Genomic DNA, 26,243 nt, shown 5'->3' on the forward strand with positions numbered 1-26,243 from the left:
GGACACGCCGAATGACCACGGAGAGCTTCGCCGACTCCATGAGGCGTCTCGCCTCGGCGCAGAAGGGACGCGCGAAGGGTGCGCCCGGCTACAGCGTCTACGTCAACCGTCCCGTCGGACGCGTCTTCGCCGCGATCGCGTACCGACTCGGGATGACTCCGAACGGCGTCTCGGGCGTCAGCGCGGTCTTCACGTTCTCCGGCATCCTCGTGCTGGCTCTGGTCGAGCCGGTCTGGTGGACCGGCATCCTCGTCTGGCTGCTGCTCGCGATCGGCTACGCGCTGGATTCGGCCGACGGCCAGGTCGCCCGTCTGCGGGGCGGGGGCTCGGTGGCGGGGGAGTGGCTGGACCACTTCATCGATTCGATCAAGATCGTGACGCTGCCGATCGCCACCGCCGTCGCGATCTTCCGCTTCACGGATCTGGCCGACGCCTACCTGCTCGTACCGCTGGGGTTCGCGATCGTCGCCACGGCGACGTTCTTCGGCATGATCCTCAACGACCTGCTGAAGTCGTCGAAGGGAATCGCGTCCGCGGCGGAGTCGGGGGGTGGCAGCTCTCTGCGTGCCATCCTGCTCCTTCCGGTCGACTACGGGATCGTGTGCCTCGTGTACGTGCTGTGGGGGTGGACGTCCGTGTTCGCCGTCGTCTACGCCTTGTTCTTCGCGGCTGCCGCCGCGTTCTGCCTGCTGGCCGCCGTGCGCTGGTTCCGCGCGATGAGCCGACTCTCGAGCGGAATCGCCGATGGTCGCTGACGCAGCGCTCGCGATCGTGGTGGTCAACTACGGATCCTCGGACCTGCTCGAGCGCAACCTCGTGCCGGTGAGCGACGCCCTCCCGAGCGCTGCGGTGTTCGTGGTCGACAACCGGTCGAGCGACGCCGAGGCCGCACGGGTGTCGCGCCTCGCTGCTCGGCAGGGGTGGACCGCGCTGCTGCAGCAGGACAACACGGGATTCGGAGTCGGGGTCAACCGCGGCGTCGAGGCTGCGCGGTCGAACGGCCGCACCCGGTTCCTGCTGATCAACCCCGACGCCACGATCGACGCCTCATCGACGCAGAGGCTGCTCGACGCGGTGGACGGCGCCGCTCCCGTCGTCGCCGCCCCGGTGATCGAGGACGGGGCAGGACGCACGTGGTCGGCAGGACACGTCCTCGATCTGCGCGACGGGTCGACCCACGGACGCGCCTGGGCACGACGCAACCCTGACGCGCCGGTGCGCCGCTGGCTGACCGGCGCGGTGCTGATGATCAACGACGCCGCCTGGAGCGCTGTCGGGGGCTTCGACGAGGACTACTTCCTCTACTGGGAGGACGTCGACTTCTCGATGCGGGTGGAGGATGCCGGTGGGGCGCTCGTGCTCGTGGAAGATGCGAGAGCGGTGCATGACGAGGGAGGCACGCAGGGCATCGGCGACCCCGACGTGCACGCGAAATCGCCGGTGTATTACTACTACAACGTCCGGAACCGCATGCTGCTGGCGTTGAAGCTCCTCGATCCCGAGGTCGTGACCCGGTGGGACACGGCATCCGTCCCGGCCGCGCGCGAGGTGCTGCTCCGCGGGGGACGCAGACAGCTGCTCCGACCGTGGCGGCCGCTGCGAGCGGTGTGGCGGGGCTGGCGCGACGGGCGCCGTATCGCCAGACGGTCGCTTCGGGGGTGACGGGATAGAATCCACCCCGACCGCCGCGATCGTGAGCGAATGCACCAGGGGATGGAACGAATATGACGGAAGAGTCGACGAACGACACCGCACGAGCTCCTCGTCGTGCGATGTGGTGGTGGGTCGCCGGGATCGCAGTCCTCGCCGTCGCAGTGATCGTGTACTTCGCCGTGACGTCCTCCGGCGCTCCGGAGGACGGCGACGCGTCGCCTCGTCCCACGACGTCGGCCGGCGCGACGGAGGACCCGGCGGAGCAGGACGATCCCGCGGCCGATCCGACTCCGGATCCCTCGGCGACATCCGAGACGATGCCCGAGCTCGCGCCCGTGTCGCCCGACGAGACCGCCGAGAACGGCGAGGGCCTCACCGCTCGGATCGTGAAGATGGCGGCAGTCGAGGGCGAAGCCGTGCAGGCCGGTGAGATCGGCGGCCCCGCCGTGCAGTTCACCCTGGAGCTGACCAACGACACCGACGCCGCCGTCGACCTGGGATTCGTCGCGGTCAACGCCTACATCGGCGAGGATCGGACGCCCGCGGGCGGTCTGGTTCGACCCGGAGGTGCTCCGTTCGAGGGCTCGCTCGAACCGGGGAAGACGGCCCAGGGCGTCTACGTCTACACGATTCCGGAGAACCAGCGGGATGACGTCACCCTGACTGTGGACTACCGCGCGGGGCAGCCCGCATTCGCGTTCCGCGGCGCTGTCGGCTGACTGAAGTCCGTCCGGTCCGGCCGGAGGTCGGACACTCCAGAGATCCCCGCGACTTGCGTCTTGCCAACGTGACCGGTATGCCGCTACGATCAGCGCAGGGGAATGGGTCGCCTATGGGGGGCGGCCTTCATCAAGCGCCGTCTTGACGCGCGCAGTGCAGAACTCTGGGGAGAAAAAGTGCACATCAATTGGGGTGGCCGTGTTGTCGCGGCTGAGAAGGGGAGCGCTCGCCGCCCCCGCGTGGCGCAGCTGATGGGAGCCGTCGTCACCGCTCTCGCTCTGACGGTCGGCGCGCTCGTCGTACCCGCAGCCGCTTCGGCGGACACGGCTCCGGCGGCAGGAACGCCGGAGACGGTCGCCGGTGACGCGCTGCCGACGGTGCAGATCGACGGCGTGGTCTACGCCCAGGAGGTCGTCGGCAACACCGTCTACGTGGGTGGCAGTTTCAGCAAGGCCCGTCCCGCGGGCGCGCCCGCCGGCACGAACGAGACACCTCGCGCGAACCTGCTCGCCTACGACCTCACCACCGGCAACCTGATCTCCTCGTGGAACCCGGGGACGAACAACACCGTCCTCGACATCAAGAAGTCCGCCGACGGGTCGCGCATCTACGTCGCCGGCATGTTCTCGCAGGCTGCGGGAGCCTGGCGCTACCGTGTCGCCGCGTTCGACACCGCGACCGGCGCCCTGATCACGAACTGGGCGCCCGAGACCAACGGGCGCGTCGACTCCGTCGCCGTGACCGACTCGTCGATCTACCTCGCGGGCGAGTTCACCACCGTCAACGGCGCCCAGCGCACGAAGGTCGCGGCGGTGAGCGCGAGCACCGGCGCCGTCACGGACTTCTCGGCCGACGTGCAGGGCGGTTACGGTGCGAAGGGCATCGTCGTCTCCCCCGACCGGTCCAAGGTCGTCATCGCGGGATCGTTCACCTCCGTCAACGGCTCCACCAACCCCGGACGCGGCATCACCGCCCTCGATGCGAGCACCGGCACGCTGCTGCCCTGGGCCATGAACAGCGTCCTGCGGAACGGCGGCACCGCTGCCGCGATGTACTCGCTCTCCTCCGACGGCGACAGCGTCTACGGCACCGGGTTCGACTTCGGCGGGACCTCGCAGGACGGCTTCGAGGGCGGATTCCGCGCGAACTGGAGCGACGGCAGCCTGGTCTGGATGGAGGACTGCCACGGCGACAGCTACGACATCGCCCCCACCGCAGACACCACCTACGTCGTCGGCCACCCGCACTACTGCGGCAACGTCAACGGGTTCCCCGAGACCAACCCGCGCTCGTTCAAGCACTCGCTCGCCTTCTCCAAGGCACCCAACGGCAAGGCGATCACCAACGACACGCAGGGCTACCGCAACTTCGCCGGTCAGCCGACGAGCGACCTGCTCCAGTGGTACCCGGAGTACGTCCCGGGCACGTACACCGGTCAGTCGCAGGGACCGTGGCAGGTCACGGCATTCGGGAACTACCTCCTCGTCGGCGGTGAGTTCCTCAAGGTCAACGGCGCGGGCCAGCAGGGCATCGTGCGCTTCGCGACGAAGACCGTCGCACCCAACAAGCAGGGCCCGCAGGTCCAGGGTGGAGCGTGGTCGCTGAGCGCCACCTCCTTCCAGACCGGCGTGAACCGCCTCTCCTGGACCGCGAACTACGACCGCGACAACCAGAGCCTCAAGTACCAGGTGTTCCGGCAGGACAAGGGCATGACGACGCCCATCTACGAGACCGACCAGCTCTCGAACTTCTGGACGCGCCCCGCGATGTCGTATCGCGACAACACGGCCGTGCCCGGCACGACCTACAACTACCGCGTCAAAGCCACGGACGCGTTCGGCAACAGCACCCAGAGCGACTGGACCCCGGTCACGACAGCGGCTGCCGGTGTCTCGACCGCCTACGACGACGCCGTGCTCACGAGTGCGCCCGTGGACTACTGGCCCCTCAACGAGGGCAGCGGCGCGGCCGGCTTCGACTGGTCGGGCGGCAACGACCTCGTCGTCGCCAACGCGACCCGCGGCACGGCCGGTCCGGTCGGCACCGCCACGGCGACGACGTTCTCCGGGTCCTCGAATTCCGGCGCGCGGACCGCGAACAGCATCCAGGGGCCGCAGACCTTCACGGCGGAGGCGTGGTTCAAGACCGGCAGCACCCAGGGCGGCAAGATCCTCGGGTTCGGCAACGCGGCGACGGGCAACTCCGGCAGCTACGACCGTCACGTGTACCTCGATAACTCCGGCCGCGTCACCTTCGGCGTCTACCCGGGCGCGACCCGCACCATCACGAGCGGCACCGGCTTCAACAACAACCAGTGGCACCACGTGGTGGCGTCGCTGAGTCCGGCCGGGCAGGTGCTCTACGTCGACGGCGTGAAGATCGGCGAACGCTCCGACACGACGTCCGCCCAGGATTACACCGGCTACTGGCGTATCGGCGGCGACAACTTCGGATCCTGGCCGAACGTCGGATCCAGCGCCTACCTGAACGGATCGATCTCGAACGTCGCGATCTACGACCGCGCGCTCACCCGCAAGGAGATCGACGCGCACTGGGTGGCCAGCGGCCGCACCAGCACGATTCCCGCGGCTCCGGCCGACTCCTACGGCAAGTCCGTGTTCGATCTCGATCCGACGCTCTACTGGCGCCTGAACGAGACCGGCACCGGTACCACGGCCGCCGACTCGGGTATCAACGGGTCGACCGGAACCTACACCGGCAACACGAGCGTGCTCGTGAAGAACCAGACCGGCGCGATCTCGGGTGTGAGCAACAAGGCTGTGCGCTGGGCGCCGACCACCAGCTCGACGACCGTGCGCCTCGCCGGGACGAAGCAGTACGTCGCACCGCAGGTCTTCTCCTCCGAGGCGTGGTTCAAGACGACGACCACGGCCGGCGGCAAGATCCTCGGCTTCGGCGACAGCAACAGCGGACTCAGCAGCAGCAACGACCGTCATATCTTCATGACGCCGAACGGCGTGCTGAACTTCGGCGTCTGGAACAACGCGCAGTTCACCATCAGCACGCCGGGTTCGTACAACGACGGACAGTGGCACCACGTGGTCGGTTCGCTCTCGGGAGACGGCATGGCCTTCTATGTCGACGGCGCACTCGTCGGGACGAACGCCAACACCGTCGCGCAGGACTACAGCGGCTACTGGCGAGTCGGCAACGACAGCGGATGGGCCGGAGCGACGACCTTCACGGGCACGATCGACGAGGTCGCCGTGTACGGAAAGGCGCTGACCGCGACGCAGGTCAGCGAGCACTACCAGCTCGGCGCCTTCGGCTCGGTGAATCAGACCCCGGCGGCGGCCTTCAGCTCCATCCCGACCGACCTGGCCGTCGCGTTCGATGCGACGACCTCCACCGATCCGGACGGCTCGATCGCCTCCTACGCGTGGGACTTCGGGGACGGTGCGACGTCGACCGATGGCCCGACTGCGGCGCACACGTACACCTCGGGCGGCACCTACCAGGTGAAGCTCACCGTGAAGGATGACCGGGGTGCGACCGACAGCATCACGCAGACGGTCACGGTGCGGGCGGCCAACGTGCTTCCGGCTGCCGCGTTCGACGCGACCTCGACCCACATGAACGTGGCGGTCGACGCGTCGTCCTCGACGGATTCGGACGGCACCATCGCGACATACTCTTGGTCCTTCGGTGACGGGGCTGTCGCCACCGGCAAGACGGCCGCGCACGCCTACACGACGCCGGGTGAGTACACGGTCACCCTGACCGTGACCGACGACCGCGGCGGCAGCGCGACGACCAGCAAGCAGGTCACCGCGGCGCTCGCGCCCAACGTCCTGCCCAGTGCAGCACTGACCGCGACGATCACCAACCTGTCTGCCGCGCTCGACGCCTCGGCGTCGACGGACTCGGACGGCCAGATCGTCTCGTACGCGTGGGACTTCGGCGACGCGACGACGGCGACCACGACGACCCCGACCGCGGCCCACGACTACGCCGCAGGTGGCGCCTACACGGTCACGGTCATGGTCACGGACAACCGCGGCGGGACGGCATCCGCCTCCAAGCAGCTGACCGCCGTCGAACCGCCGAAGTTCACGGTGCTGGCGAACGACCAGTTCCAGCGCACGGTGGCAGCCGGATGGGGTACCGCTGACAAGGGCGGCGCCTGGACGACCTCGGGTGGTAATGCCGCCTTCTCCGTCGACGGCACGACCGGGCGGATCGTCTCGAACATCTACGACACGCGGAGCGTGCTGCTGACGGGCGTCTCGTCCAAGAACTCCGACATCACGACGAAGTTCTCGGTCGACCGCACGGGAGCCGGGTACTCGTGGACGCTCATCGGCCGTCAGGTCGGTTCGGACAACTACTCGGCTCGCGTGCGGTTCGAGGCGGGCAACACGATGCGGGTCTACATCCTCCGCGGAGAGACCGCGATCGGCAGCTCCTACGTGCTGCCCGGCACCTACACGGCCGGCACGGAGCTCTCTGTCCGACTCCAGGTGACCGGCACCTCGCCGACCACCGTGCGGACCAAGGTCTGGCGCTCGGCGGATGCCGAGCCCACGTCGTGGCAGCTTTCGGGCACCGATACCGCGGCCGCGATGCAGGCCGCCGGCTCCGTCGGACTCCTGACCTACCTGGGCGGAACCTCGGCCACGCCGAACGCCACCATGAGTCTGAAGTCCTTCGCCGTGGTAGACCCGACCGCTCCGACCGCTCCCAACCAGCTCCCGACTGCGGCGTTCACGCCGACCGCGGCGGGTCTCAAGGTGACGGTCGACGGATCGGCGTCGACCGACTCGGACGGCACGATCCAGTCGTACGCATGGACCTTCGGCGACGGGGGTACGGCCACCGGCGCGACGGCCTCGCACACGTACACGACGGCGGGCACCTACTCGGTCACCCTGACCGTGACGGACGACCGCGGCGCTGTCGCCACCAAGACGACTGCCGTGACCGTCGCTCCGGCGCCGAACCAGGCACCGGTCGCTGCGTTCACGCCGACGGCCACCGGCCTCGGGGTCGCCGTGGACGGGTCGGCCTCGTCCGACCCCGACGGCACGATCCAGTCGTACGCGTGGACCTTCGGCGACGGGGGGACGGCCACCGGTGCGACGGCCTCGCACACGTACGCGTCGGCGGGCACCTACTCGGTCACCCTCACAGTGACCGACGACAAGGGCGCCACCAACGCGATCGTCAAGCAGGTCGCGGTCACGGCACCTCCGGCGAACGCCCCACTGGTCACCGACACGTTCACCCGCACGGTTCCCTCCGGCGGGTGGGGCTCCGCCGACCTCGGCGGAGCCTGGACGCTCCAGGGTGGATCAGCATCCTATTCCGTCTCAGGGACAGCGGGTCTCGTCTCGATGGCCCCGTCGCAGACGCGCACGGCGCGGCTCGGGCTGTCGGGAACGGATGCAGTGATCCGCGTCTCGATCGCGGCCGATCAGGTCGCCACCGGCGGTGCGGCGACGGGCACCGTGATCGGCCGCCAGGTCGGCGCATCGAACTACTCCGCTCGAGTCCGATTCGAGGTCGGCGGCGGCGTGCGGCTCTACCTGCTGCGTGACGAGACCGCCCTTGGCTCGTACCTGATGCCGGGCGTGACCTACACGCCGGGAACCGTGCTGAACGTGGCTCTCTCGGTCACAGGCACGAACCCGACGACGCTGTCCGCCAAGGTCTGGAAGGCGACGGATGTCGAGCCCGCCGCCTGGCAGGTCACGGCGACCGACACCACCGCCGCCATGCAGGCCGCAGGCACGGTGGGTCTCATGAACACGGTCTCCGGAGCATCCACGCTCCCGTCCACCGTCTTCACGTGGGACGACCTCAGCATCACCAAGCAGTAGCCGTCGACGGCTGAAGGCCCCGCGAGAGATCGCGGGGCCTTCGGCGTACTCGGGAGCGGTCGACGAGGGATGCCTGACCCCCTGCAGCGGAGCTGCGCTCGGCCAGCGCGGTCGGCGGCTGGCGGCTCAGCGCTGGAAGCTGACGAAGTCGGTGCGGGCGGGTGCCTCAGCGGTCCGATCCGGGCGCGGCACCATGACGAGTGCCACACCCAGGATGAGGGTCGCGATCGACGTGGAGAAGAAGGGAGCGAAGAGCGAGTCCCAGAAGACCTGGATGGTGAGGAAGATGGTGAGTCCGCTCGCTCGTCGCTGCGCGACCTGGCCGGCGGTGCCGAGTGCGACGATGACGAGGAGCACCACGAGCAGCGCGGCCCCGAACAATCCGAACCGGATCCAGAGGTCGCCGAGCATCGAGTGCACCTCGTAGCCGTTTCCGAACATGTACCGCTCGACGTAGCCGTTGTTCGGATCGTAGTTGAGCCTCGCCATGCCGGTCTTCGCGATCGTGAGGTCGATGCCGTTCGCGATCGTCCCCGACCCCAGTCCGAAGGGATTCGCCGCGATGAGCTCGGTCGAAGCCCCCAGTTCCGGCCGACCCCCGAGGATGAGCGACCCGGATTGCGCGATCTGGGCCTCCGAGCGAACCGCGGCGGCGCGCCCGAACCACCCCTCGAGGATGAAGGCCTGCAGTGCCGAGTACCCGATGACGGCGACGAAACCGAAGACGGCCAGAGTGCGCACCGTGGACGAGCTCTTCGACAGTCGTGCGCCCACGGCCTGCCAGACGACGAGTGCCGCCGCGACCAGGAGCATGGATCCGGCCGAACGGGAGTCGTTCAGCGCGGAGACGACGCCGAGCAGGAGCAGCGCGAGGACCTCGAGCCAGAGCTTGCGGCTCAGCATGCAGAGGGCGAGGACGATGACGGTCGCCGGAACGGACAGGTCGAACTTCCAGATGTTGTCGCTGTCGACGCCGTGCAGCACGACCGAGGCCGAGAGTCCCACCCCGTATGCCAACGCGGTCGGAGCGGTCCCCAGGATCGTGCGCGCCCACACCACGACGCCGATCCCGCAGAGGAGTCCGACGAGCGCGAACGTGTTCTGCTGCATCATCGAATCGTTCGTCGGGTGATCGGCGGCGAAGAAGTCTGTGAGGACGAGCCCGCTGATGATCGCGAGACCCCCGACCACGACCGTCGCCCGCCCCCCGCGCATCCGCCAGATCGCAACGATCCAGACGGGCAGCAGAAGCAGGCTCAGGACGATCCCCGCGGTGACGCCCTGCACGAGCGTCACTCGCGCGGCGATGATGATGCAGGCCAGGGCGGCGAGGATCTTCACTCCGGAGCCTCCTCCTGCGACGAAGGTCCGCCCAGGAGTCGTTCGCGGTGCCGCGAGATGTAGACGGCGAAGGGTATGACCTGGAACACGAGGACGGAGAAGGCATTCGCGAGCACGGGCCCGGCTGCGCCCAGCGGCGGCGTCACGATCAGAGCGAGCGCGATGGTCGACACCGTCATCAGCGCCACGGGGATCATCTGGAACCGGATCCCGGCCTCGTCCATCAGGAACATGCCCAGCGGATACAGGGCGGCCTGGCACACCACCATCGCCCCGAAGGCGAGGACGGTCGTGCCGGCGACGTCGAGCGTTCCGTCGGTGATGAACGCGAACAGCCAGGGCGACACGGCCCAGACGATCGCGCAGACCACCGCTGCCCCGCCGGCGAACATCGCCGCGACGAGGTACGGCCCGCGGGTGAGGGTGCCGCGCGCGCGAGCGCGGGTGAACAAGGGCCACAGCGCCAGGCCGCCCGCTGCCACGACGCCGTTGATGGCGAAGAACACCTGGCCCACCGCTCCGTACTCGGCGACCTCATGGGTGCTGCCCGACTGCGCCAGGACATATCGGAGCAGGGCGACCGACAGCGGTGCGGAGACGAGCTGCACGAGCATGGGCCAACCCACGTGCATGACACGCACGCCGGGTACGCGCCGGACGCCCGGGACGTCTCGCAGCGCAGTGCCGAGAAGAGGTGCCAGTGCGGCCAGAGCGAACCCGAACCCGGCGGCAGCGACTACGAATCCGGACACCATCGACGACAGCGCGAGGAACGTGCCGGCGGACGGCGGCGCGAACGACACGAGGAGCCAGACCAGCAGCAGGTTGAGCGGACCCTGTGCGGCCTGGATCAGGATGATCAGGTGGTTCTTGTGCAGGCCGAGGAGCACGCGCTGCCAGATCCCCAACGGGATCCCGAGGCAGAAGATCATCAGGGACACGAAAGCGGCGAGATCGGCGCCGGGGATGCTGCCCGCCTCACCCAGGATCGCGCCCCATGCGCCGGTGAGGTAGAGGACCGCGTTGACCACCATGCCGGCACCGGCGAAGGCGACCATGATCCGCCCTACGGTGGTGAGCTGCGCGCGGATCCGACGGTCGGATCGGGGGTTGTCGCTGACCGCGATGCTGTTGACGAGAACGGCTCCCGAGCCGAGATCGGAGAAGGAGATCAAGCCGGGAAGGGAGGCCACCAGCGTATACAGCGCGTAGTACTCGACGCCGGATCCGCCCAGGATCAGGCGCACCGTGAGGACGCCGCAGACCAGCGAGATGGCCATCGACACGGCCCTCGCCCCCAGTGCGAGGAAGACGCTCATGCGTCGACGGCGCCGCCGCCGATCTCCTTCGCGGTCCGAGCCGCCTTGCGCGAAACGGGGCGCCCCAGGAAGCGCTTCGGGGCATCGGGAGCGTAGTAGGGACTGCTCTCGTTGCGCTTGACGGCGTTGAGGACGATGCCCACGACATCCTTCTTCGTCGACTTCAGCGTGCTGAGCACCGCACTGATCTGCTTGCGACGCGTTCGTCCCGATCGCGCGACCACGAGCACGCCGTCCGACAGATCGGCCAGCCAGAGAGCGTCCGACACGACGAGAGCCGGTGCGCTGTCGACGATGACGTATTCATAGCGCTCGCGGGCCTCGGCCACGAGTTCGCGCAGCCGGTGCGACGTGATGAGCTGTCCGGGATTCGGAGCAGCAGCCCCACCGGCGATGATGTCGATGTTCACCGCCTCGGAGTGCTGCACCGCCTCATCGAACGTCGCGTCGCCCACGAGGATCGATGTGACGCCGACCGACCCCTCCAGCTGGAGAGCGGTCGCGACCGAGGACCGCCGCAGGTCGGCGTCGATGAGCAGGACATCGTGATTCGACTCCGCGAGCGCGGCGGCCAGGCCGATGCTCACCGACGATTTGCCCTCGTGCGGTGCTGACGACGTCATCATCACGACCTGCAGGTCGCGGTCGACCGCGACGTACTTGAGATTCGCAGCGAGAGCGCGGAACGACTCGGCTGATCTGCTGTCGCGACTGCGCAGCATGGTGGAGAGGATCGTGTAGGTGCGGCGCCACGCGACGATCTCGCCGATGACCGGAGCGTCGGTTATGGATGCGATGTCGGAACGCTCGCTGATGCGCGTGCCGAGCACGCGTCGGAACAGCGCATACGCGACACTCAGGCCGAAGCCGATCGCGGCGCCGATGAGGGCGAAGAGCCTCGTGTTCGGGCCGATCGGGGCCTGCGGCTCGCGAGCGGGGGCGATGGTCTCGAGGCGCACAGCGGGAGCGCCTTCGGCGTCGCTCGGCGACACATCGGCCACGGCCGAGATGAGCGAGTCCGTGATCGCGGCTGCCGTCTCCTGGGCGCGCACGCGATCGTTGTCGGTCACCGAGATCTCGATCACGACGGTGTTCAGAGTGTTCACCACCGACACCCGCTTGGCCAGCTGCGTCGCGGTCTCGTCGAGATCGAGGTCCTCGATGACGGGGGAGAGCACCAGAGGCGACGAGGCGAGCACAGCGTACGTCTGCACGAGGCTCTGGACGTAACTGGACCCCTGGACGAGTTCGTTCGTGCTGTCGCCGCGCTGAGGGATCACCATCACCGCGGCGGTCGAGCTGTACTCGGCCGGCAGCGTGCGCGCGTAACCGAAGGCCGCCCCGGCGCCGATGATGGTCAGCGCGACGATGACGATCCACTGCCGACGCAGCGCGTCGATGTAGTCCTGCAGTGTCATGTTCTCTCTTTCCCCCTGCCGGGCCGGACCCCTCTCGCGATGAAGCCCGGTCCAGCCCTATTCTCCCCTGTTCGGGGGCGGGAAATCCTCCCGCGCCCCGGAATCATCTGATCCGGCCACACGCCGGATCGTCGCCGCCACTCGCCGGTGGTAGCCCTCCGTCGAGTGCCGGTCCGACGCAGTGGCTGCCGCGCCCGGCGCCTCTGTCACGATGCTCGACCAGCCCTCGACGATCGTCTCCACCGCATCGGCGATCGATGCCGCGTCGCCCGGGGCGGCGATCCGCGCCGTCGGATACCCGTCGACGGCTTCTCGCAGTCCGGCGAGATCGCTCACGACGACGGGTCGGCCGGCGAGAACCGCTTCGACGGCGGTGTTCCCGAACGACTCGTCGGTGCGGGAGGGCACGATCATGAGGTCGCACCGGGCGAGGTGCGGCCATACGTCGGCGTCGTATCCGTGCAGTGCGACCGAGTCCGCGAGACCGCGCGCATCGATCTGCTCGGCGAGCTCGGCCGAGTACCACTCGTACCCGCGGAAGACGTCGCCGACGATGTCGAGGCGGGCGTCGTGACCCCGCTCGCGGAGCGCGGCAACTGCTCCCACCACGGCGTCGGGAGCCTTGCGCGGCGAGAGGCGCCCCACGTAACCGATCCTGATGTCATCCAGTCGATCTCGGAGCGGCGCGGGCGCAGCCGGCCCCCCGATCGGGTTGAGGATGACGGTGATTCGCCGACGGAGGGCCGGCAGAGAGCGCCTCAGCAGTTCAGCGGTGAAGCGACTGTTCGCGATCACCGCATGGGCCCACAGCTGGGGGAGGTACAGTGCCGCTCGCACCGCCCACGGCGCGTCCGACTCGGCCTCGTGCACGTGGGTCACGGTCGGCACCCCGCGCAGGCGCAGGAGGAGCGGCCACTGGGGGAGGATCACCGTGCTCACATACGCGGCATCCGGGCGGTGGAGCCGTATCAGGCGCCAGGACTCGATGAGGCCGAGAGCGGCCGAGGAGATGAGCGACGGCCAGTGGCGGGGTCGCAGCAGGTGCTTGCGCAGCACGAACATGCGACTGACGGCGACGTTCACCCCGCGATCTTCCAGCTCGGTGACCAATGGGCCGGATTCGGGGAGCACCGCGACGACATCGTGACCGGCGGCGACCAGACCGGCGGCGGACTCGAGGGTGACGCGATCGGCTCCGTACAGTTCAGCGCCGGGATGCACGACGAGCACACGCATGCGGATTTCCCCTCTCGCGTCCATCCGATCCGCGGGAGCCCGCTCCATCGGTGTGTGAGATCATTCTTACCGTGTCGGTGCGGCGCTGGGTGAGCCGCCGGGATTCGGGGAGCCGACGGAGACTGCTGGGGATGGGATTCGAGATGAGCGAGAGCGTCCTGTTCGTCTGCGCGCAGAACGTGTGCCGTTCGCCGCTGATGGCTGCGGCCTTCCAGGAGGCGCTCCGCGCCGAGGGCGAGTTGGGGCTCGGGCCTTCCGAATGGGAGGTGGAGTCGGTCGGCACCGTGGCGTCCGAGGGGCATCGCGCATGTCGCATCGCCTCGGGGCTCGAGCCGGCCGCGGCGACCCACCACTCGGTGCGGCTCGAGGCCGATGATCTCGACGTCGCCGATATCGTGATCGTCGCATCGCTGGACGAGCGCTCAATCGTCGCCCGGATGCGTCCGCAAGCGCGTTCGCGAACGTTCACTCTGCGCGAGGCGGTTCTGCTGGGAGAGCAGCCCATCGACGCGGGTTCGATCACGGAATACGCGGCAGCGCTCCATTCGAGGCGAGGCACACTCGATCTCCCGAAACCGTCGTCGCTGCCGTGGCGGCGCGGACCCGAGCCGCTCGACGTCGTCGACGTGCACCAGATGGGGCCGCGCGCCCACCGGAAGGGACTCGAGAGGGCGGCGATCGACGCCCGGCTCCTCGCCTCTCGGCTGCGTCGCGATCTCGCGGCGCGCACCTGACCCGTCCGCGAGACGGTCACCACTCCTCTGCGCGCCGGCGCGCCCTCCGCGCGGTCGAGTGGACGCTGTCGCCCGCGGCGAGGCGTCGAGCGAGATCCTCGTACGCGTCCGCCACGTCGTCCCAGCGGAACGCGCCGCGGGCTCGGTCGCGCACCCGTGAGCCGAGATCTCGCGTGCGGTCCGGGTCACCTTCGGCGGCGGCGACGTTCGCGGCCACATCGTCGGCGTCGGCGAAGAACCATCCGTCCCCGTCGAGCACCTCGCGGTTGAAGGGCACATCGAAGGCGATCACCGCGGTGCCGGCGCCCATCGCGCGCAGCAGCGAGGGGTTGGTCCCTCCGACGGAGTGGCCGTGCACGTACGTGAGGGCGTTCGCGTACAGGGCGTCGAGAAGCTCCTGGTCGTAGACGCCGCCGATGAGTCGGATGCGGTCGTCGCCGTCGGCCAGTCGCTGGATCTCCTGCGTGTACTCCGCGCTGTACGGCGCCGAACCGACCACGACGAGGGGCAGCGTCGCATCGCTGTCGCGGTACCCCTGCACGATCTCGCGCACGTGGTTCTCCGGCTCGAAGCGTGCGACGACGAGGTGGTAGCCATCGGGTTTCAGGTCGAGCTCGCCCACACCTCGGGCGGGCGGCTCATCGAGGATGGGCGCACCGTATCGGATGAGCTCCGTCGGCACACCGAACTGATGCGCGTAGTAGTCGGCGATGCCCGGAGCATCGGCGATCAACGCATCTGCCGTGCGCACGCCGAACTGCTCGGCCCACCGGTAGTACGCCTTGCCGCGAGGGCCCCACTTGGAACGACGCCACTCGAGGCCGTCCATGTGCAGGGCGACGCGAGCGCGCCGCAGCCGGAGAAGCGGCAGGAAGGGCGAGTTGGCGGCGTTGAACACGAACGTCGCGTCCGGGCGTCGATGCAGCATCAGGTGCAGCGTCGACAGACCGGTGTGGCTGAGCGTCTCGACCTGCTTCACGGGCACCGCGGGCAGGTGCACGACGCGCATGCCGAGGTACTCCTTCTCGCGTCGCTCCGATCCGCGCGTGTACACGACCACATCATGGCCGCGCTCAGCGAGACGGCGACCGACTTCCTCGATCGCCGTCTCGAATCCTCCGTATGCTGCGGGCACCCCCCGCGTCCCCACCATCGCGATGGTGAGGGCGTTCCCCTTGCTCATGGATTCAGTATGCCCCGGCGGGCTGCACCATGACCTTGGCGGTGCGCCACATGATCTGCAGGTCGTTCATGACCGACCAGTTCTCGACGTACCGCAGGTCGAGGCGCACGCTCTCGTCCCACGACAGGTCGCTGCGTCCGGAGACCTGCCACAGGCCCGTGATGCCGGGCTTGATGTACAGGCGGCGGTAGACCGTTCCGTCGTACGCCGTGACCTCGGAGGGAAGCGGGGGACGCGGACCGACGACGCTCATGTCGCCGACCAGCACGTTCCAGAACTGCGGCAGCTCGTCGAGCGAGAGCTTGCGCAGGACGCGGCCGACGCGCGTCACGCGAGGGTCGGCCTTCATCTTGAACAGCAGGCCGGCACCCTCGTTCTGCTCCTTGAGTGCGGCGAGCTGCTGCTCGGCATCCGTCTTCATGGAGCGGAACTTGACGATCCTGAAGGTTCGTCCGTCTCGTCCGACTCGCTCCTGGAAGAAGAACAGCGGACCGGGCGAGTCGAGCTTCACCAGCAGGGCGAGGAGGGGCGTGATCACTGCGATCGGGATCAGTGCGACGGTCGCGACGGCGATGTCGAGCGCGCGCTTGAGCAGGTGCTGCCCGCCCTCGTACGAGGGGATCTGCACCTGGATGAGGGGTAGCCCCTCGACCGGAGCGAACGAGATGCGTGGTCCGGCGACATCTGTCAGGCGGCTCGACAGCACCAGCTCGGCGGCGGTGCCCTCGAGCTGCCAGCTGAGCTTCTTCACGAAGTCCGGCTCGCCGTCGGGTCGACTCGCCACGATGATCGTGTCTGCGCCCAGTTCGGCCGCCACTGTCGACACCGTGTTCACGTTGCCGATGACCGGGAAGCGCGTGCCGCCGACCTCGACGTCCCGAGCATTGCCGTCGAGCAACGTGGCGCCGACGACCTGATAGCCCGATGCGCCGATCGGGTGGAGCGTGCGGACGACGTATTCCACGTCGTCGCGATTGCCGACGACGAGCGTGCGCGAGGCGAACCGCCCCTGCGCACGCTGCGCCGTCAGCCAGTGCCGCCACGTCCATCGGGTGACGAGCAGCGTGAGCACGCCGAACGGGAGGCCGACGAGCAGCACGAGCTGCATCGACTCCCAGCCGAGCACGACAGCGACCATGGCGATGATCCCGAACGCCAGTCCGCTGGCGTGCGCGACGCCGCGATACTCGGTCGCGCTGGCGCGGAACAGCGCTGCATCACGCGTATGCAGAGCGCTGAGCATCAGATACCAGAGCGAACCCAGCAGGATGCCGTTGCGCAGGGCCTCTTCCCCCGCGACACCGGTCATCAGCTGGATCGCTGCGGTGAGCGCGACCGCGGAAAGGATGACCCCGGCATCCGAGATCCGCAGTCGCATCCGATAACGCCGCTCCCACTGGCGGCGTCGCTCCAGCGTTGCGGACACGCGCGGTGTGACCACCGTGTGCGTGACCGGCTTGATGGCCCGTGGGGCCGCGACCGGGGCGAAGACCGAACCCGCGCGAGTGATGCTCAGAGCATCCTCGACGGAAGTCATGCCGAGGCCTCGTGAGCCGTGTATGTGCGCAGAAATCCCCAGTGCGACATGTTTTTCCCCAGTGTTCCCCAGACCAGGGACCCCACGTCCCCAGCATCGTCTGCATACCCGACCCCTCGGGTCCTGCCGCGAACCGTGATCCCACATCACGGAAGTGCTCGCACCGTCCCACACGGTGCATGCGTACAGCAGGAGCTGCAGACTTCGATCACTCTAGCGGATCGGTCGCCCTCAGCGGAAGATATTTCCGCCGATTGGATGAACGAGTTTTCAGTCCTCTCGTGGCGCCGACGCGGGCGGGGATATCCTGACCGGCGTGACGACCGCCTCCACGCACCGCTTCCTCCTGAATCCGATGCAGCCGCGCGACCCCGCACAGCCGCACCGGGCGGCGAGCAGCCTCGAGCTCTTCTTCGATCTCGTCTTCGTCGTGGCGGTGAGCATCACATCGGCGCAACTGCATCACGCCCTCAGTCACGGCGACTTCGTGCACGGCATCACGTCATACGCGATGCTCTTCTTCGCTATCTGGTGGGCGTGGATGAACTTCACCTGGTTCGCCACCTCGTTCGACACCGACGACTGGCTGTACCGGGTGACGACGATCGTGCAGATGGGTGGGGTGCTGGTGCTCGCGGCCGGCGTGCCAGCCGCGTTCGAGCACGGCGACTTCACCGTCCCCGTGATCGGGTACGTCGTGATGCGCGTCGCGATGATCGCCCAGTGGCTCCGCGCCTCCCGAAGAGCCGGCGATCTGCGCGGGGCCACCCGTCGCTATGCGGTCGGCATCGCCGCGGTGCAGGTGCTCTGGGTGCTGTTCCTGCTCATCCCGTCCGGCACGCTGCAGCTGATCGCGTTCGTCGTGTTCGCGCTGCTCGAGGTCAGCATCCCGGTCTTCGCCGAGTATCGACGGCAGACGCCGTGGCATCCGCACCACATCACCGAGCGCTACGGCCTCTTCACGCTGATAGTGCTCGGTGAGAGCCTGCTGGCCTCCGCGAACGCGATCATCGATGCGAGCCGTGAGCTGGAGTCCTTCGTCCCGCTCATCTCGATCTCGGTGCTCACGCTCGTCGTGACGGCGTCGCTGTGGTGGATCTACTTCTGGCCGCCGCACCACCGGGCCATCACCACGTTCGGCCGATCGCTGCGCTTCGGCTACACGCACTACTTCGTCTTCGCGGCGGCCGCCGCCTTCTCGGCGGGCATCGAGGTCGAGCTCGACGTGCTGACGGGCGAGAGCCATCTGTCGATCGTCGAGGCGTCGCTGACGGTCACGATCCCGATCGCGCTCTTCCTGCTCGCGATCTGGTGGGTCGCGATCCGCGACAACGCCGACCGCGTCGTGAACACGGTCGTCCCGCTCGGCGCGGTGCTGGTGCTGCTGGACCCGGTGCTGCCGATCCCCGTCGCGATCACCGCGGCGGTCATGGCCTCGATCGTCGTGGTCCTCGTCCTCCGTCCGCCGGCCGCGCACCATGGCGGACCGCATGCTTCATAGCTTCTGGATAGGCCGACCATAGCCTCCTGACCGGATCCTCCGTGAGCATGGGGTCGACGACGACCCGCCCCGCGAGAGGACCCCGATCATGAGCCGCATCCCCGAGCCCGTCCAGACACCTGATGGTCCCGTCTACCAGGGCCGGCTGCTCGACCGGGCCGACGAGGAGGTCGTCGACCAGGGCGTGGCGTTCGACCTGCGCACGCTCGTCAGCCGTCGTGGTCTCCTCGGACTCGCCGGGCTCGGTGTGGGCGCCGTGGTCCTGGCGGCGTGCGCACCGACCGAAGCGGGGACATCGGCCACGACCGGGTCGGAGGCGACAGGGTCGACCGCCGAAGGAGAGATCCCCGATGAGACGGCCGGCCCGTATCCGGGAGACGGCTCGAACGGACCGGATGTGCTCGAGGAGTCGGGCATCGTCCGGCAGGACATCACGACCTCCATCGACGGCTCGGCGATCGCGGACGGCATCCCCCTGACGATCGCGTTTCGGATCCTCGACCGGGCGAACGGCGATGTCCCGTTCGCCGGCGTCGCGGTCTACGCGTGGCACTGCACGGCCCAGGGCGAGTACTCGATGTACTCGTCGGGCCTGGAGGACGTCGACTATCTGCGCGGGGTGCAGATGGCGGATGCCGAGGGCAACGTCTCCTTCACCTCGATCTTCCCCGGTTGCTACTCGGGTCGCTGGCCGCACATCCACTTCGAGGTGTATCCCGACGTCGACTCCATCACCGACTCCGCGAACGCCATCGCGACCTCCCAGATGGCCCTGCCGGGGGAGACCTGCGCCACGGTCTACGCGGACGCACGGTACGGCGGCTCCGCGCAGAACCTGGCGCAGACGACCCTTGCGAGCGACAACGTGTTCGGCGACGATTCCGCCGTGCTGCAGCTCGCGACGATCACCGGAGACGCGGATGCCGGGTACACCGCCACCCTCGTCGTCTCGGTCGACACGACGACCGCGCCGAGCGCCGGAGCGGCGGCGTCCGGCGGGCCCGGCGGCGGCGCCGGAGGACCGAGCGGCGGAGGCGAGCCCCCGGCGCGGTGATCAGATCTGCTAGACTCGGGACGCACCGTGTGACATGGCCGCCCTCTCGGCCGCCGCGGAGCCACTGATCAGGGCCATCACGGACCACGCACATCGACGCGCGCGGAAGCCGCCCTCGATCTCACGATCTGCGGAGCGCTGACGCGTGCCCGCCCCACAGCAATGAGTATCACCATGAGCACGACCACCATCTCCTCCTCCGATCCACTGACCTGGAAACAGGCCGACACCGATGTGCACGTCGCCACCCGTGACGGCGAGTTCGCCGGCTTCGTCGAGTTCGACGGCTCGGCGCACGTCACCCACGATCACCGCGGCACCGAGCTCGGCTCGTTCGACTCGCTCGACTCCGCTCGGCATGCTCTCGAGCGCGCCGACGTGCCCCAGCGGCGTCCGTCGACCTTCCCTTTCGCCCTGCCCCGAGCGCTGCGCCGGAGGCCGCGCCGCGCCCGGGCGTGACCTCTGTCTGACCGTGCGCTGACAGTCGTTCTGGCAGTGCCCTGGGAAAGCGAGTCGTATGCCGAGCGCCGTATGCGGGCCGGGTTAGCCTGAGGGCAGCGATCGGCATCCGCCCTTGGCTTCCACAGCTCAAGGGCTCCCGATCGTCAGGAGACAGCATCTCCCTCGCACAGGTCGACACGACCAGCACCCTCGGACCGATCCGCCAGACCTACTCCGGAAACGCCGAGTTCCCGCCCATGGCGCAGGCCTACAAGCAGGTGTCGCAGGTCATCAAGGAGACCGGGCTGCTGCAGCGCACGCCGTGGTTCTACGGCTTCGTCGCCGCGGGCGTCGCGGTGGCCCTGGGCGGCGCGATCACCGGGTTCATCCTCCTCGGCGACAGCTGGTTTCAGCTGCTCATCGCGGCGGCGCTCGGCATCATCCTCACGCAGGTCGCCTTCCTCGCGCACGAGGCCGCGCACCGGCAGATCCTCTCCTCCGGGCCGGCGAACTTCCGCCTCGCCCGCATCCTCGCGGCGGGCATCGTCGGCATCAGCTACGCGTGGTGGGACTCGAAGCACACCCGTCACCACGGCAATCCGAACCAGGTGGGCAAGGACCCCGACATCGAGGTCGACACGATCTCGTTCCTCGAGACGGATGCCGCGCAGTCGCGAGGACTCGTGCGCCTGATCACCCGCAAACAGGGGTGGCTCTTCTTCCCCCTGCTCACCCTCGAAGGGCTGAACCTGCACTACCTCGGCCTCAAGCACCTCGCCACCGGCCGCAAGGTCAAGGGGCGCTGGACCGAGATCGCACTCATCGCGACGCGCTTCGCCGCGGTGCTCGTGCCCGTGTTCCTGCTGCTGCCGCTGGGCATGGCGTTCGCGTTCATGGGCGTGCAGCTGGCGGTGTTCGGCGTCTACATGGGCGCGTCCTTCGCGCCCAACCACAAGGGCATGCCGATCATCGACCCGAACGCTCGCCTCGACTTCTTCTCGAAGCAGGTGCGCACGTCTCGCAACATCCGCGGCGGGCGCTGGGTGACCTGGCTCATGGGCGGTCTCAACCACCAGGTCGAGCACCACCTCTTCCCGAGCATGCCGCGGCCGCACCTGTCGAAGGCGCGAGAGATCGTGCGCGACTACTGCGCGGCGAACGGCGTCGACTACACCGAGACCAGCCTCGGGCGCTCGTATGCGATCGTCGTCGACTACCTGAACCGTGTCGGCCTCGCCGCCCGCGATCCCTTCGACTGCCCCGCGGCCGCGCAGTTCGGTCGCGCGTAGCGGAGGCGGTTCGCGAGCGTCATCCGTTCCGACGGATCCAGCGGAAGGTCGCCCTGCTCAGCACGAGGCCGACCGCCAGCCATATCGCCAGGGCGAGAGCGATCGCGCCGAGCTGCCAGTCGCCCGCAGGCTCCGCCGACGCGAACGAGTCCGGCAGGATCGCCGCGCGCATCCCCTGGGCGATCCACTTCAGCGGGAATGCGGCGGCGACGTTCTGCAGCCACTCCGGCAGCGTCGAGAAGGCTATGTACACCCCCGAGACGAACTGCAGCAGCAGCACGACCGGGATGACGACGGCCGATGCCGTCTTGCCGGAGCGGGGGACCGCCGACAGCGCGATGCCGAGCAGCGCGCAGGTGAGCAGGCCGAAGACGAACACCCAGGCGAAGCGCCCCCAGGACTCGGCATCCGAGGGCAGATCGACGTCGTAGAGCACGACCGCGACGATCATCAGCAGGCCGATCTGGAGGACCGCGGTGACGAAGACCTCGCCGAGCTTGCCAATGAAGTACGTCACCGGGGAGATCGGCGTGCTGCCGAGCCGCTTCAGTGTCCCGTCGCTCTTCTCGACCGCGATCTCGATGGACAGCCCCTGCACCCCGGAGAGCAGGATGCCGCCCGCGACGAGCCCAGGAAGATAGTAGGTCGCCATGCTCACCGTGTCGGCGCCCTGGCCGATGTCACCGGTGAAGACCGTCGCGAAGATGAGGTACATCACGGTCGGGAAGAGGAAGGTGAAGAACACCTGGTCTCCGGCGCGGAAGTACTGACGCAGCTCGAATCCGATGCGGCGGATGCCGAGTCGCACCGTCCGAGTCACCCCGAATCGCGCGGTGGGCGTGGTCATGACTGCTCCTTCGCGTCGAGCAGTGCCCGTTTGTCGACGGCGCCGTGCTCGAGGATGAGGTCGAGGTAGACGTCCTCGAGCGTCGGTCGCACCACCTCGAGGTCACGCGGCTCGCCGCCGTCGCGCATCAGGTCGGCGACGAGCGCGCCGGGGGAGTGCGTGCGCTCCTCGCGACGGATGCCGTCGTCATCGATCCAGCGGACGGCGGGGATGCGCGCCTCCGCTCCGCCGATCTCGTCGATGGCCCCGATGTCGGCGATGCGGCCGTTCGCGATGACGGCGGCGCGGTCGCCGAGTTGCGCGGCCTCGTCGAGGTAGTGGGTGGTGAGCAGGATGCTGGTGCCCTCCGCCTTGAGCGAGCGGATGAGCTCCCAGAACTGTCGTCGAGCCTCCGGATCGAACCCCGTCGTCGGCTCGTCGAGGAAGAGCAGCTCCGGGCGCCCGATGATCCCCAGGGCCACGTCGAGGCGCCGCCGCTGGCCGCCCGATAGCCGACCCGCTCTCGTGCGCTGCTTCTGTTCGAGGCCGACGGCTGCGATCACCTCGTCCACCGATCGCGGATCGGGGTAGTACCCGGCGAACTCGGTCAGGAGTTCGCGCACCGTGAAGTTGCCGGCCTCACCGGATGACTGCAACACGATGCCGAGGCGGGCCTTCCAGCTCAGGCCGCCGCGCTGCGGATCGACGCCGAGAACCCGCACCTCCCCGAAGGTCCGGTGTCGGTACCCCTCGAGGATCTCGATCGTCGTCGACTTGCCCGCGCCGTTCGGCCCGAGGAGCGCGAATGTCTCCCCGCGGTGGATGTCGAAGCTGATCCCGTCGACCGCCGTGAACGCGCCGTACGCCTTGCGGAGGTCGCGGACCTCGATCACGCTGTCTTTCATCCGTCCAGACTGCCGGTACGGACGGCTCCGCGATAGGGCCCGGTGCGGCCGGATGCTCAGCGCGAGGCGTTCTCGTCGGCCTCGACGACCTCGATCGTGATCTTGCCGTCGATCGTCGCGTCGTCCTCGTCGAGGATCTCGTCGTCCAGCGCCTCATCGCCGCGGAACTCCTCGACGGGCTCCGGCACGTCGGCGACCAGCTCCGCCGCGACGACGTCGTCGGCGTCGTCATCGGCTTCGTCATCTGCGAGCGTCGCACCGCCGAGGGGCGCCGCCGGGGCGGACTGCTCGTCGCTGAAGATGCCGTCGGGGCGGATGAGTTCGCGCACCTCGGCCATGAAGCTGGCGAGCTGCTGCTGCTGCCACCGCAGCTGGCGGGCGTGGTCCTCGGCGTCGCGCAGCACCGTCGACGTGTGCTGGGTGACCGAGTCGACGATCTTCTGCGACTTGGCGCGAGCGCGGTCCAGGGTGTCGCGGGCACGCACCTGGGCGTCGGCCTCGATCGTCTGGGCCTGCGAGCGCATGAGCCGCTCATAATCGTCGGCCTTGGCCGAGATGCGCTGTGCGTGCTCGAGCGACGCGGTGACCTGCTCGTTGGCGTCGGTCGTGATGCGCTCGGCGTGCGAGACCGCCTGGTTGTGCAGCACCAGGAACTCCTGCTGCGCATCGTCCTGGCGGCGGGTGAGGGTCTCTTCGAACTCGAGAACGCGGGCGTTCATCTCGCGCACCTCGCGCTCGGCGTCCGCGCGCAGTTGCGTGGTCTCCCTCGTCACGAGCGAGCGCAGGGCAGCCGCGCCCTTCTCGGCCTCGGTGCGGATGGCCGTGGCCTCCTGCGATGCCTGGTGCACCTTCTCCGCCGCGTGCGCGGCCTCGCGCTCCAGCGTCGCCTGGTGGGCCGTGTACTCGGTGTCGATCTTCAGGCGCACCTGATCGGCGTCGTGCTGCGCCTGCGCGATGATGCGCGCGACGTCGGCGTCCGCCTCGGCGCGCTGCTGCGTGACCTCTTCGCGGGCCGCGGCCATGAGGCGATCGGCCTGCACGGCGGCGTTCTGGATCAGCACGTTGGCCTGCTCCTCGGCGACGCGGAGGATCGCCTCGAACTGCTCGCGCGACGGGGCTTCGACGCCCTCCGGGCGGGGCGCGTCGACGAGCTCGTTCGTCAGGGTCGTGATCTGCTGCTCGGCGTCGGCGGCCTGGGCCTTCACGGCGGCGAGTTCGGCCTCGAGGGCCTCACGGGCCTCGCGCTCCTCGTCCTTCACCGCTTCGACGGCGTCCTCGTGGCGCGCCTCGGCGTCGGCGAGGTCGGCCTTGGCCTGCTGCAGCTGGTTGCGCAGCGCGCTGAGCGCAGCATCCACCTCCGCCTTGTCGTAGCCGCGGAACGAGGCGGTGAAGCCGCCGGTCTGCTCACGAGGTGCGTCTTCGATGAGCTTGTCGAAGAAGTCGGGAGTGCGGTCGTTCTGGGGAGAGTCAGTCATGGTCAGCCTTTCTGGCGCATGTCGCAGCGCGGAGGTCTGCGATGTGGCGAGCTGTCGGATGCCGAGGGCCGAACGGGCGCATCGACGACCTACCACAGCCTAGTTGCGTCGGCCGGATTCGTGCATCCGGTTTCGCGGGCGTCAACGACTCAATCGCCATCCCTGGTCGGGGGTCTCGCGGCGGTCGAACCGCGACGGAACCGGAGACGTCTCATGCTCGATCCCGAGCTCGGCTGCCGCGGCGACGACGCCGGTCCGCAGGTCCCTCCAGAAACCGGCGGTGTTGGGGCGGCCGAGGTATTCGCGGAACTCCTCGATCTGCAGCCGCACGCCGACGTCGGCTGGCACGAGACGCGCGATCGCGTCGTCGGTCTCGATGAAGCGGATGCCGTAGACGCCGTCGCCCAGGATCGTGAACTTGCGCGGATCCCGCCCTACGACGCCGTCGACGAGTCGCCGAGCGCCCTCGGGCCCCATGGCGAGGTCGACGGTCGTGCCCAGCTCGTCGAGGATGGCGAGGAGCTGATCCTCCTCGAAGCGCCGACCGGCTCGTCGACCGCGCGAGCTCGATGAGCGGCGGATCCAGCGTGGCAGCAGCATCGCGATCACGAAGATGACCGCCACCAGCGCGAAGAGGAGGAGCGGATTGTCCACGGTCACCAACCTACGGGCCTGCCGCGCAGCACGGGGCTGCCGTCGCAGCACGGGCCTGCCGTCGCTCGCCGGCAGGTCATCCGAGGAGCGCCATGACGAGCACCAGCACCGGAAGACACCCGAGCGTCGTGAGGAAGACGGTGTCGCGGGAGATGGTCTCGCCGACGTCGTAGCGCTGCGAGTAGTTGAAGACGTTCTGCGCGGTCGGCAGTGCGGCGAGGATCACGACGATCAGCACCTCGTGCGCCGAGAGTCCGAAGACGAACTGCGCCACGACCCAAGCGACCACCGGTATCACGAGGAGCTTCAGGGCGGACGCGAGGATCACGTCGCGTCGGTGACCACGCGCGCCGAGAACGCGCTGGCCGTGCAGGGAGATGCCGTAGCTGATGAGCAGCACCGGCACCGCCGCATCGGCGATCAGCTGGGCCGGCTGCATCACGATCGGCGGGAGAGCGACGTCGAACACGGACACGAGGGTGCCGAGGAGCGAACCGATGATGATCGGATTCGTCGCGGTGCGACGCAGCGTCTTCGCCACGGAGACCGAGTCGCTCGTCACCGCGTCGAGGATCGACAGGGAGACGGGCGTGAAGACCAGCAGCTGCATCAGGACCACCGGCGCGGGGTAGGCCGCACCGCCCAGCAGATACAGCGAGAGCGGGATGCCGATGTTGTTCGAGTTGACCTGTCCGGCGGCGAGAGCCCCGATCAGGGTCTCTCCGACCGGGCGCCGCCACCACAGCCGCGCGACGAGCGCATAGGCCGCGATCACGGCGACAGCAGCGATCGCGGAGACAGGGAGGAGCGACGAGAAGAGCATCGTCGCGTCGGCGTGCGCCAGCACCGTGAAGAGCAGGAAGGGAGAGAGGACGAAGAAGATCAGCCGGCCGAGCACGTGCCGGGCGTGCGGACCGAGCAGATCGACGCGTCCGACGACCCACCCGATCGCGATCGCGACGCCCACCACGGCGAATCCGGTGAGCGTATCGAGCATGCTTCGAGCGTAGCGATGGCCCGTCTCGCACGTCGCGCCTCTCGGGCACGCGTATCAGGGGCGGAGGCCTGCGTCAATGGTCGGGCCTGTATGAGCGGGGATCCGGCGGCATCCGTACGC

General features: G+C 68.7%; 20 protein-coding genes. 9 read left to right on the plus strand and 11 right to left on the minus strand.

Going from position 1 to position 26,243, the window contains the following annotated elements; translation table 11 throughout:
• Positions 1–11: 11 nt before the first annotated feature.
• The 4 genes from AUC47_RS00165 (at position 12) to AUC47_RS16965 (ending at position 8,213) form a co-directional block, all read left to right on the plus strand.
• Positions 12–755 (plus strand): CDP-alcohol phosphatidyltransferase family protein, encoded by a 744-nt coding sequence (locus AUC47_RS00165; protein ID WP_096713224.1) that lies wholly within the window; start codon positions 12–14, stop codon positions 753–755.
• Positions 745–1,662, plus strand: coding sequence for a glycosyltransferase (locus AUC47_RS00170; RefSeq protein WP_096713225.1), 918 nt, complete (start codon positions 745–747; stop codon positions 1,660–1,662). Before AUC47_RS00165 ends, AUC47_RS00170 begins: the two co-directional genes overlap by 11 nt.
• Positions 1,663–1,724: 62 nt before the next feature.
• On the plus strand, positions 1,725–2,372 hold the full coding sequence (locus AUC47_RS00175; protein WP_096713226.1) for a hypothetical protein: 648 nt from the start codon (positions 1,725–1,727) through the stop codon (positions 2,370–2,372).
• Between the two features lie 252 nt (positions 2,373–2,624).
• Positions 2,625–8,213, plus strand: coding sequence for a PKD domain-containing protein (locus AUC47_RS16965; RefSeq protein WP_143740673.1), 5,589 nt, complete (start codon positions 2,625–2,627; stop codon positions 8,211–8,213).
• 126 nt (positions 8,214–8,339) lie between these two features.
• Here the strand turns inward: AUC47_RS16965 and AUC47_RS00185 are convergent, their stop codons facing one another.
• The 4 genes from AUC47_RS00185 to AUC47_RS00200 are packed head-to-tail and all read right to left on the minus strand — an operon-like array spanning position 8,340 to position 13,527.
• Complete coding sequence (locus AUC47_RS00185; protein ID WP_096713228.1) at positions 8,340–9,554, minus strand: hypothetical protein; 1,215 nt, start codon at positions 9,552–9,554, stop codon at positions 8,340–8,342.
• Positions 9,551–10,873 carry a lipopolysaccharide biosynthesis protein gene (locus AUC47_RS00190; protein ID WP_096713229.1) on the minus strand — a complete coding sequence of 441 codons (1,323 nt, stop codon included), beginning with the start codon at positions 10,871–10,873 and terminating at the stop codon, positions 9,551–9,553. Before AUC47_RS00190 ends, AUC47_RS00185 begins: the two co-directional genes overlap by 4 nt.
• Positions 10,870–12,291 (minus strand): polysaccharide biosynthesis tyrosine autokinase, encoded by a 1,422-nt coding sequence (locus AUC47_RS00195; RefSeq protein ID WP_096713230.1) that lies wholly within the window; start codon positions 12,289–12,291, stop codon positions 10,870–10,872. The genes AUC47_RS00190 and AUC47_RS00195 overlap by 4 nt, the downstream gene beginning before the upstream one ends.
• A 57-nt stretch (positions 12,292–12,348) precedes the next feature.
• Positions 12,349–13,527 (minus strand): glycosyltransferase, encoded by a 1,179-nt coding sequence (locus AUC47_RS00200; protein WP_096713231.1) that lies wholly within the window; start codon positions 13,525–13,527, stop codon positions 12,349–12,351.
• A 143-nt stretch (positions 13,528–13,670) separates the two neighbouring features.
• On the opposite strand from AUC47_RS00200, the gene AUC47_RS00205 reads away from it, so the two are divergent.
• Positions 13,671–14,261 (plus strand): arsenate reductase/protein-tyrosine-phosphatase family protein, encoded by a 591-nt coding sequence (locus tag AUC47_RS00205; protein ID WP_179297463.1) that lies wholly within the window; start codon positions 13,671–13,673, stop codon positions 14,259–14,261.
• Positions 14,262–14,277: 16 nt separating this feature from the next.
• On the opposite strand, the gene AUC47_RS00210 is transcribed toward AUC47_RS00205, so the two are convergent.
• Positions 14,278–15,444 carry a glycosyltransferase gene (locus AUC47_RS00210; protein ID WP_096713233.1) on the minus strand — a complete coding sequence of 389 codons (1,167 nt, stop codon included), beginning with the start codon at positions 15,442–15,444 and terminating at the stop codon, positions 14,278–14,280.
• 4 nt (positions 15,445–15,448) lie between these two features.
• The gene (locus tag AUC47_RS00215) at positions 15,449–16,981 is read right to left on the minus strand and encodes a sugar transferase (protein ID WP_096713234.1); all 1,533 of its coding nucleotides are present in this window, start codon (positions 16,979–16,981) and stop codon (positions 15,449–15,451) included.
• A 355-nt stretch (positions 16,982–17,336) separates the two neighbouring features.
• On the opposite strand from AUC47_RS00215, the gene AUC47_RS00220 reads away from it, so the two are divergent.
• From AUC47_RS00220 to AUC47_RS00235, 4 genes are all read left to right on the plus strand, one after another.
• Positions 17,337–18,482, plus strand: coding sequence for a low temperature requirement protein A (locus tag AUC47_RS00220; protein ID WP_096713423.1), 1,146 nt, complete (start codon positions 17,337–17,339; stop codon positions 18,480–18,482).
• A gap of 88 nt (positions 18,483–18,570) precedes the next feature.
• A complete protein-coding gene (locus AUC47_RS00225) occupies positions 18,571–19,536 on the plus strand; it encodes a dioxygenase family protein (RefSeq protein ID WP_096713235.1) in 966 nt (321 codons plus the stop codon).
• A 174-nt stretch (positions 19,537–19,710) separates the two neighbouring features.
• Complete coding sequence (locus tag AUC47_RS00230) at positions 19,711–19,995, plus strand: hypothetical protein (protein ID WP_143740674.1); 285 nt, start codon at positions 19,711–19,713, stop codon at positions 19,993–19,995.
• A 158-nt stretch (positions 19,996–20,153) separates the two neighbouring features.
• Positions 20,154–21,266 (plus strand): fatty acid desaturase family protein, encoded by a 1,113-nt coding sequence (locus AUC47_RS00235; protein WP_306453238.1) that lies wholly within the window; start codon positions 20,154–20,156, stop codon positions 21,264–21,266.
• A gap of 19 nt (positions 21,267–21,285) precedes the next feature.
• Here AUC47_RS00235 and AUC47_RS00240 read toward each other — a convergent pair whose 3' ends face one another.
• The 5 genes from AUC47_RS00240 to AUC47_RS00260 all read right to left on the minus strand — a co-directional run bounded on the left by AUC47_RS00240 (position 21,286) and on the right by AUC47_RS00260 (position 26,123).
• Positions 21,286–22,113: an ABC transporter permease gene (locus tag AUC47_RS00240; protein ID WP_096713238.1), complete on the minus strand. Its 828-nt coding sequence runs from the start codon at positions 22,111–22,113 to the stop codon at positions 21,286–21,288.
• Positions 22,110–22,997, minus strand: coding sequence for an ABC transporter ATP-binding protein (locus tag AUC47_RS00245; protein WP_096713239.1), 888 nt, complete (start codon positions 22,995–22,997; stop codon positions 22,110–22,112). Before AUC47_RS00245 ends, AUC47_RS00240 begins: the two co-directional genes overlap by 4 nt.
• A gap of 56 nt (positions 22,998–23,053) precedes the next feature.
• Positions 23,054–24,472, minus strand: coding sequence for a cell division initiation protein (locus AUC47_RS00250; RefSeq protein ID WP_096713240.1), 1,419 nt, complete (start codon positions 24,470–24,472; stop codon positions 23,054–23,056).
• A 141-nt stretch (positions 24,473–24,613) separates the two neighbouring features.
• Positions 24,614–25,126, minus strand: coding sequence for a hypothetical protein (locus AUC47_RS00255; protein ID WP_143740675.1), 513 nt, complete (start codon positions 25,124–25,126; stop codon positions 24,614–24,616).
• A gap of 76 nt (positions 25,127–25,202) precedes the next feature.
• The gene (locus AUC47_RS00260) at positions 25,203–26,123 is read right to left on the minus strand and encodes an AEC family transporter (protein WP_096713242.1); all 921 of its coding nucleotides are present in this window, start codon (positions 26,121–26,123) and stop codon (positions 25,203–25,205) included.
• Positions 26,124–26,243 lie beyond the last annotated feature (120 nt).

The sequence above is a fragment of the Microbacterium sp. SZ1 genome, from assembly GCF_002362255.1.
GTDB lineage: Bacteria > Actinomycetota > Actinomycetes > Actinomycetales > Microbacteriaceae > Microbacterium.

Coding starts and splice junctions, on each gene's coding strand:
- AUC47_RS00165 (WP_096713224.1), top strand. CDS start 12: ATGACCACGGAGAGCTTCGCCGACTCCATGAGGCGTCTCGCCTCGGCG.
- AUC47_RS00170 (WP_096713225.1), top strand. CDS start 745: ATGGTCGCTGACGCAGCGCTCGCGATCGTGGTGGTCAACTACGGATCC.
- AUC47_RS00175 (WP_096713226.1), top strand. CDS start 1,725: ATGACGGAAGAGTCGACGAACGACACCGCACGAGCTCCTCGTCGTGCG.
- AUC47_RS16965 (WP_143740673.1), top strand. CDS start 2,625: ATGGGAGCCGTCGTCACCGCTCTCGCTCTGACGGTCGGCGCGCTCGTC.
- AUC47_RS00190 (WP_096713229.1), bottom strand. CDS start 10,873: ATGAGCGTCTTCCTCGCACTGGGGGCGAGGGCCGTGTCGATGGCCATC.
- AUC47_RS00195 (WP_096713230.1), bottom strand. CDS start 12,291: ATGACACTGCAGGACTACATCGACGCGCTGCGTCGGCAGTGGATCGTC.
- AUC47_RS00200 (WP_096713231.1), bottom strand. CDS start 13,527: ATGCGTGTGCTCGTCGTGCATCCCGGCGCTGAACTGTACGGAGCCGAT.
- AUC47_RS00205 (WP_179297463.1), top strand. CDS start 13,671: ATGAGCGAGAGCGTCCTGTTCGTCTGCGCGCAGAACGTGTGCCGTTCG.
- AUC47_RS00210 (WP_096713233.1), bottom strand. CDS start 15,444: ATGAGCAAGGGGAACGCCCTCACCATCGCGATGGTGGGGACGCGGGGG.
- AUC47_RS00215 (WP_096713234.1), bottom strand. CDS start 16,981: ATGACTTCCGTCGAGGATGCTCTGAGCATCACTCGCGCGGGTTCGGTC.
- AUC47_RS00220 (WP_096713423.1), top strand. CDS start 17,337: ATGCAGCCGCGCGACCCCGCACAGCCGCACCGGGCGGCGAGCAGCCTC.
- AUC47_RS00225 (WP_096713235.1), top strand. CDS start 18,571: ATGAGCCGCATCCCCGAGCCCGTCCAGACACCTGATGGTCCCGTCTAC.
- AUC47_RS00230 (WP_143740674.1), top strand. CDS start 19,711: ATGAGCACGACCACCATCTCCTCCTCCGATCCACTGACCTGGAAACAG.
- AUC47_RS00240 (WP_096713238.1), bottom strand. CDS start 22,113: ATGACCACGCCCACCGCGCGATTCGGGGTGACTCGGACGGTGCGACTC.
- AUC47_RS00245 (WP_096713239.1), bottom strand. CDS start 22,997: ATGAAAGACAGCGTGATCGAGGTCCGCGACCTCCGCAAGGCGTACGGC.
- AUC47_RS00250 (WP_096713240.1), bottom strand. CDS start 24,472: ATGACTGACTCTCCCCAGAACGACCGCACTCCCGACTTCTTCGACAAG.
- AUC47_RS00260 (WP_096713242.1), bottom strand. CDS start 26,123: ATGCTCGATACGCTCACCGGATTCGCCGTGGTGGGCGTCGCGATCGCG.